Source organism: Roseibium algae, assembly GCF_037783265.1.
In the GTDB taxonomy this organism is placed as follows: Bacteria; Pseudomonadota; Alphaproteobacteria; order Rhizobiales; family Stappiaceae; genus Roseibium; species Roseibium algae.
In genome coordinates this window covers 1-5,307 of the sequence record NZ_JBAKIA010000017.1, presented here as the reverse complement: position 1 = coordinate 5,307, position 5,307 = coordinate 1, and the positions used below count along the sequence as shown (strand labels likewise).

Genomic DNA, 5,307 nt, shown 5'->3' with positions numbered 1-5,307 from the left:
CTCAACACCGCCATGATCTGTGCGTCGCTGTATCGTCCGTTCTTCATCAAAAATCTCCTCAGATATCTTGCCGAGAAAATTCTACTTTTGAACACCACTAATTTTAGGGGGGATTACCGCCTCCCCTGATCGCCGTCGAAGGTGAAACACCAAATCGTTTGGCGGCGGAGCGACGAGACATCCCGTCTTCGACGGCAACAACCAAACGGTGACGCAGATCAGTCGACAAGGCGTGTGACATAGAGGCTGGCCTCCTTCGCCAACCCGTATTTTGAATCAGATCTGAAGCCAGATGGGAATCCTATTTCGATTCAGGATGTTCGGAAAATGCTCTAACTTTCAAAGTGGACCACTCAAGTGGGGCTGATCACTATCAGGGACCCAAAGTTCAAGCCGCAAGCCCGCGACCGGTGGAAATCGTCAAACGCAATCAGGTCGGATTTGAGGTGTTGCCAAAACGCTGGATCGTTGAGCGCACATTGGCATGGCTTGGAATAAACCGCCGCCTGGCAAAGGATTTCGAGAGGTTCTCAACGACAAGCCTCGCCTTCATACAGACCGCAATGATCAAGCTCATGACTCGAAGGCTGGCCCGCTATCCGCTTTCTTGAACAGACTCTAAGTCCTGTCCCGAACGTTATAGTACATTAGAACGAGCACCGTCCAAAGACCTGCGAGTAGGAGAAATACGGAGAATGAATAGAGCAACCGATGAGGGTATTGCGCTTGCTGAGATAGCGTCGGTTCAATGAAGGTTGCCAAGTACATTGTATTTTGGTCTGCGTCCTGGCGGGCCTTTTCAAGTCCGGCTAAGGCTGTGGTGTAAAACCGGTTGGCGAATTCTTCTTCTAGCTTCAGATCCGAATAATCAGAAATTCTAAGAGAGATTCTATCTCTGTTCGATGTTTTTTCTGCACCGCCATTGTTTCCTGTCCCTAGCTTTTGTCGAGCTTCTACGATTTGGGAATTGAGCACGCGGATTTCTTGATTCATCAGCCTAACACGTGGTGAGTTTTGATCAAGATAGGTTTCGAGGGTCTTTTTTTCCGTTTCCTTGGTCGCCACGCGCGCTTCAAGCGCGGCGATCATTTCAGTTGCCATCCTGGCATTGTCCTCAGGACTGACTTCTTGTGTGAGGTCACGGAAAGCCAACATCTGTCGGCGAATAGCTTTCAATCCAGCTTCGGCGCGTGCAGCTGTCTCTTCTGCAAACCGCACGCCCTGGCGGCGGTTTGCCTCGGACAGTTGGTTCACCAGAATTTCGCTCCGTCTCAATATTGCATTTGCCACGGTGACGGAATCCTGAGGGGCAAATGTTCTCACTTCAACGTAGATCACACCAGATGTTCCATCAAAGCTGATGCTAACCATGCGATTCCAATAGGCAAGCTGATCTTCGATCGGCAGGTCTCGCCCCATTTGAAAAAGCCAGTCAGCATCGTTGCGGTTGAAGATCGCCTGAAGGTCGATTTCTTCTGAGAGATCTTCCAGCACCGCCTGGCTTTGTAAGTAGTCATTGACGATATAACTGTTCGAAGTGGTTGATTCACTCCCCCCGGACAGCACCATTCCAAGAACCTCGGTTGCCGCAGACATATTAGAACTGCGTACGGCAAAAGCCGTTGTGCTGTGATACTGATCGCTGGCCCAGAAAAGCATGTAAGCCGCAAATATCAGCGACGGTAATCCGACAAAGAAGATGTAGCCTAATAGGATCAGGCGGTGACGCTGCTTGATGGTAGCTTTTCGGGATTTTCCGGCAAGGGCAAGGTCCAATAACTTTTGAGGGTCAAGTCCCGAGCGCTTTAGCCGGTCGAGCAGGCCGGTATCTTGGGCAGGTTTCAGTTGCGTCTGTCCACCGGTTTGGGGCGGCAGCGTTCTTGTGACCGGCCGGACCGTTTCCAGATTATTTTTCTCCGTCGTTGGGTCTTTCAGCACCATGTGGCTACATCCTGTCAGGCGGGATTAAGGTCAACGCCGCGCCATGTTTGCGTTGTGTCGGCCAATTGCATCATCAATGTTGGGGTAATATGTTAAGTTTCCGTCCTCGAGGACAATACCGGTCGTGCAATACTCTTTCAAAGAAGCATTTGAGTGTGATACCATGACAATATCTGAATGTTCCAGTTTTTCCTCGAATATGCGTTTGCATTTCTTTTTGAAGTTGGCGTCACCAACGGCTGTTATTTCGTCGACAAGATAATAGTCAAATTTTATCCCCATACTAACACCAAATGCCAGTCGGGCCTTCATTCCAGATGAGTATGTTTTGACTGGCATTTGATAGGCATTTTCCAGTTCGGCAAAATCCCTGACATATTCTACAAGCTCTTCGGTATCGCAACCATAGATTCTGGCAACAAATCGGACGTTCTGTTCACCGGTCAGTGACCCGTTGAAACTGCCTTGAAAGCCAAGTGGAAAAGAGACATGGGCAAATCTGTGAATGCGACCAGCAGTCGGTTTGATCGTGCCGGCAATCAGGCGAAGAAGGGTGGACTTTCCGGCACCATTGCGACCAAGCAAGCCGATGCTGTCCCCACGCGGGATAGTGAATGATACATCTTTGACGATATATCGCATTTCATTCTTGTGCTTGAATGACTTAGTGACGTGATCCAGCCGTATCATTTTTGTTCCCTTAATCTGGCATCGAACAACCACACGAGAAAGAAACCGAGCACCAAGGAGAATACGGCCAAACCTACCGCAAAGGGTAGGTTAATATAGGGCGCGCGATAGGTCGGGTAGAAACCAGTCCGCACTAGTCCAATTATATGAATTAACGGGTTCCACATGACAATTTCGCGGAACGGGTGTGGAAGGGTTTCCGGCAAGAAGAAGATGCCTGAAACAATGAATGCGGGGCGATTAATAATACCCCATATCTGCTGATAGGTGCTGCTAAAATGAAACCATACAATATTTGCCATTCCAACTCCGGCGCCTAGCACAATTGCAATCAAGCTCCCGAAGAATATCGGCTTAAGATTGATCTGTTCGAATGGTACCATGAGATAAAGACCGCCGAACAGAAGCAAATTTACTACAAATAGGGTAAAGACCTGAAGGATCACACGGGAAATAACAGTATCGTATGGGCTAAGAACGGGATAGTTCAACAGGGCTCTGTTCGCTTCGACTGAAGGGCTGATTTGCTCGCTCATTGAGCGATACATGTAGAATGTTGCGTAGCCTGTTGCGAAGAAAAGGGTGAAGCTGCGGCCAAGTGGAGGTGATTGGGCTATCGCTGAAAAGACAGTCGTCAAGATCGCAATGGTCAGAACGGGGTCTAGTACCGCCCACATGTAGCCGCCGATCTTGTTCCCGTAGCGCGTCGTCATTTCGCGGATGATCAGCGCGAACGTGATTGCGAATTGCCGTTTCAAACTTCGTTGGAATGTTTCTGAATACATGTACTCGCCAATAGGCAATAGGGTTTCTGCAAATGTTGTTTTTAATGGCGATTTATCTGGATAATGGGTTGTCCTCATAATCCAGTACGATGCCTAGCTCTTGTTCACGACCTTAAATGAATTTTGTTTTAAATAGTAGTATTTTGAAAATCATGATCCACTCCTTTGAATGTGTGATCAGCCCCACTTGAGTGGTCCACTTTGAAAGTTAGAGCATTTTCCGAACATCCTGAATCGAAATAGGATTCCCATCTGGAGACCCGCAAAAACCCACTGTTTTGTTTCAGTCTCTCGGATTTGACGGATGAGAGCAGCCGTTTTGGCCCGGTCCGGGCTGGGCCAGGCCGGGTTTTGGTCGTTTGTCCGCCTTTAAGGCGGACTCATCCCAGGGCGTTTTTTCGTTCATGGAAAATCAGGCGGTCGAAGTTGTAGGCGAGATTGGCCAGCGTCAGTTTCGTTTCAGCGCGGGCCAGACCAATGGTGCGGATGAACAGGCCATAGCGGTTCTTCTGGTGTGCAAAGACATGCTCGACACGCGCGCGGATGGAAGACTTTTTCGCATTGGCGCGGGCGGTTGCCTGCGGCATGGGTTTGCTTGCTGGCTTACGCCGGTGAATTTGGCTCACCAGCATGTTGTCAGCCAGCCATTGTTCATTCCTCTTGGAGCGATAGGCACTGTCAGCCCACACATCGGAGGCGGTATTGTCCTTGGCAACAACATGCTGCAATTGGTGGCCATCAGGGCTTGAAGCCGATGTCACCGCACTGCCGCGGATGAAGCCAAAACGCCGATCGATACTGATGTGGCTCTTATAGCCAAACACCGGCAGGGCGATCTGCGGCAAGGGCGTGCCATCCAGGGTCTATCCCAACAAAGGTACGAAACGCGACATAGGCTTATCCCTGATTTCTGACGCGCATAATTTTTTGCCTGCTGGTTTTGAATTGGCGTGCAATGGCTGAGATTGCCTCGCCGTTTTTGATGTTCTCTTTCACCTCAGCTTGCTGAGCGGCTGATAGAGCTGCTGGTCGGCCCAACATTTTTCCTTCTGCTTTGGCTCGGGCGAGGCCAGATTGCGTGCGTTCGATCAGGAGGTCGCGCTCGAATTGGGCCACGGCGTTGATGACGTTCATAGTCATTTTTCCGGCGGAGCTGGTGAGATCAACACCGCCGAGTGCGAGGCAGTGAACACGAATACCGATGTCTTCGAGCTTGGCTACCGTGGTGCTGACATCAATAGCATCGCGCCCAAGCCGGTCGAGCTTGGTGACGATCAACACGTCACCCTTCTCCATTCTGTCCAGCAATTTGGAAAACCCCTCGCGCTGCGCGATGGCCATCGAACCTGAGATGGTTTCTGCAACAATGCGGTGCGGCTCAACTGCAAAACCAGCGGCTTCGATTTCCCGGATTTGATTTTCGGGTGTTTGGTCGAAAGTGGAGACGCGGGCATAGGCAAAAGTGCGTGACATGGACAACCTTCTTTACGAAATAGGTGTACGTAATGATACCTGGTAATCCCCCCTAAAATTAGTGGTGTTCAAAAGTAGAATTTTCTCGGCAAGATATCTGAGGAGATTTTTGATGAAGAACGGACGATACAGCGACGCACAGATCATGGCGGTGTTGAGGCAGGCGGAGGGTGGAGTGCCTGTCTCTGAGCTTTGCCTGGAGCACGGCATGAGCAGCGCAAGTTTCTATAAATGGCGGGCGAAGTTCGGCGGTATGGATGCGTCATTGATATTCGAGATGAAGGATATGGCGGAGGAGAACCGTCGCCTGAAGCGCATGTATGCCGAGATGAGCATGCAGAACGATTTGCTGAAGGAGGCGCTTGGAAAAAAGCGTTAAGGCCGTCTCGAAGGCGAGAGATGGCCATGAATGCGGTCG

The 5,307-nt window shown here is 50.2% G+C and carries 5 protein-coding genes and 2 pseudogenes; 2 read left to right on the top strand and 5 right to left on the bottom strand.

Translation table 11 applies throughout. The features are described from left to right. Window positions 1-371 precede the first annotated feature (371 nt). Window positions 372-611, top strand: a pseudogene (locus V6575_RS19595) (IS5/IS1182 family transposase); the annotation flags it as partial. Between the two features lie 7 nt (window positions 612-618). Here V6575_RS19595 and V6575_RS19590 read toward each other — a convergent pair. The 5 genes from V6575_RS19590 to V6575_RS19570 form a co-directional block, all read right to left on the bottom strand. Beyond that, window positions 619-1,941: a KpsE/RkpR family capsule polysaccharide export protein gene (locus tag V6575_RS19590; protein WP_340276759.1), complete on the bottom strand. Its 1,323-nt coding sequence runs from the start codon at window positions 1,939-1,941 to the stop codon at window positions 619-621. Window positions 1,942-1,971: 30 nt separating this feature from the next. Further along, on the bottom strand, window positions 1,972-2,631 hold the full coding sequence (locus tag V6575_RS19585) for an ABC transporter ATP-binding protein (RefSeq protein ID WP_340276758.1): 660 nt from the start codon (window positions 2,629-2,631) through the stop codon (window positions 1,972-1,974). After that, window positions 2,628-3,416 carry an ABC transporter permease gene (locus tag V6575_RS19580; protein WP_340276756.1) on the bottom strand — a complete coding sequence of 263 codons (789 nt, stop codon included), beginning with the start codon at window positions 3,414-3,416 and terminating at the stop codon, window positions 2,628-2,630. Before V6575_RS19580 ends, V6575_RS19585 begins: the two co-directional genes overlap by 4 nt. A 380-nt stretch (window positions 3,417-3,796) precedes the next feature. Continuing rightward, window positions 3,797-4,261 carry a transposase gene (locus V6575_RS19575; protein ID WP_340276755.1) on the bottom strand — a complete coding sequence of 155 codons (465 nt, stop codon included), beginning with the start codon at window positions 4,259-4,261 and terminating at the stop codon, window positions 3,797-3,799. 52 nt (window positions 4,262-4,313) lie between these two features. Beyond that, on the bottom strand, window positions 4,314-4,889 hold the full coding sequence (locus tag V6575_RS19570; RefSeq protein WP_340276754.1) for a recombinase family protein: 576 nt from the start codon (window positions 4,887-4,889) through the stop codon (window positions 4,314-4,316). Between the two features lie 112 nt (window positions 4,890-5,001). Here V6575_RS19570 and V6575_RS19565 point away from each other — a divergent pair. Continuing rightward, window positions 5,002-5,307: pseudogene (locus V6575_RS19565) on the top strand (transposase); the annotation flags it as partial.

Bases quoted from the DNA above. Each gene is read 5' to 3' on its own strand.
- V6575_RS19570 (WP_340276754.1), bottom strand. From the start codon at position 4,889: ATGTCACGCACTTTTGCCTATGCCCGCGTCTCCACTTTCGACCAAACA.
- V6575_RS19590 (WP_340276759.1), bottom strand. From the start codon at position 1,941: ATGGTGCTGAAAGACCCAACGACGGAGAAAAATAATCTGGAAACGGTC.
- V6575_RS19580 (WP_340276756.1), bottom strand. From the start codon at position 3,416: ATGTATTCAGAAACATTCCAACGAAGTTTGAAACGGCAATTCGCAATC.
- V6575_RS19585 (WP_340276758.1), bottom strand. From the start codon at position 2,631: ATGATACGGCTGGATCACGTCACTAAGTCATTCAAGCACAAGAATGAA.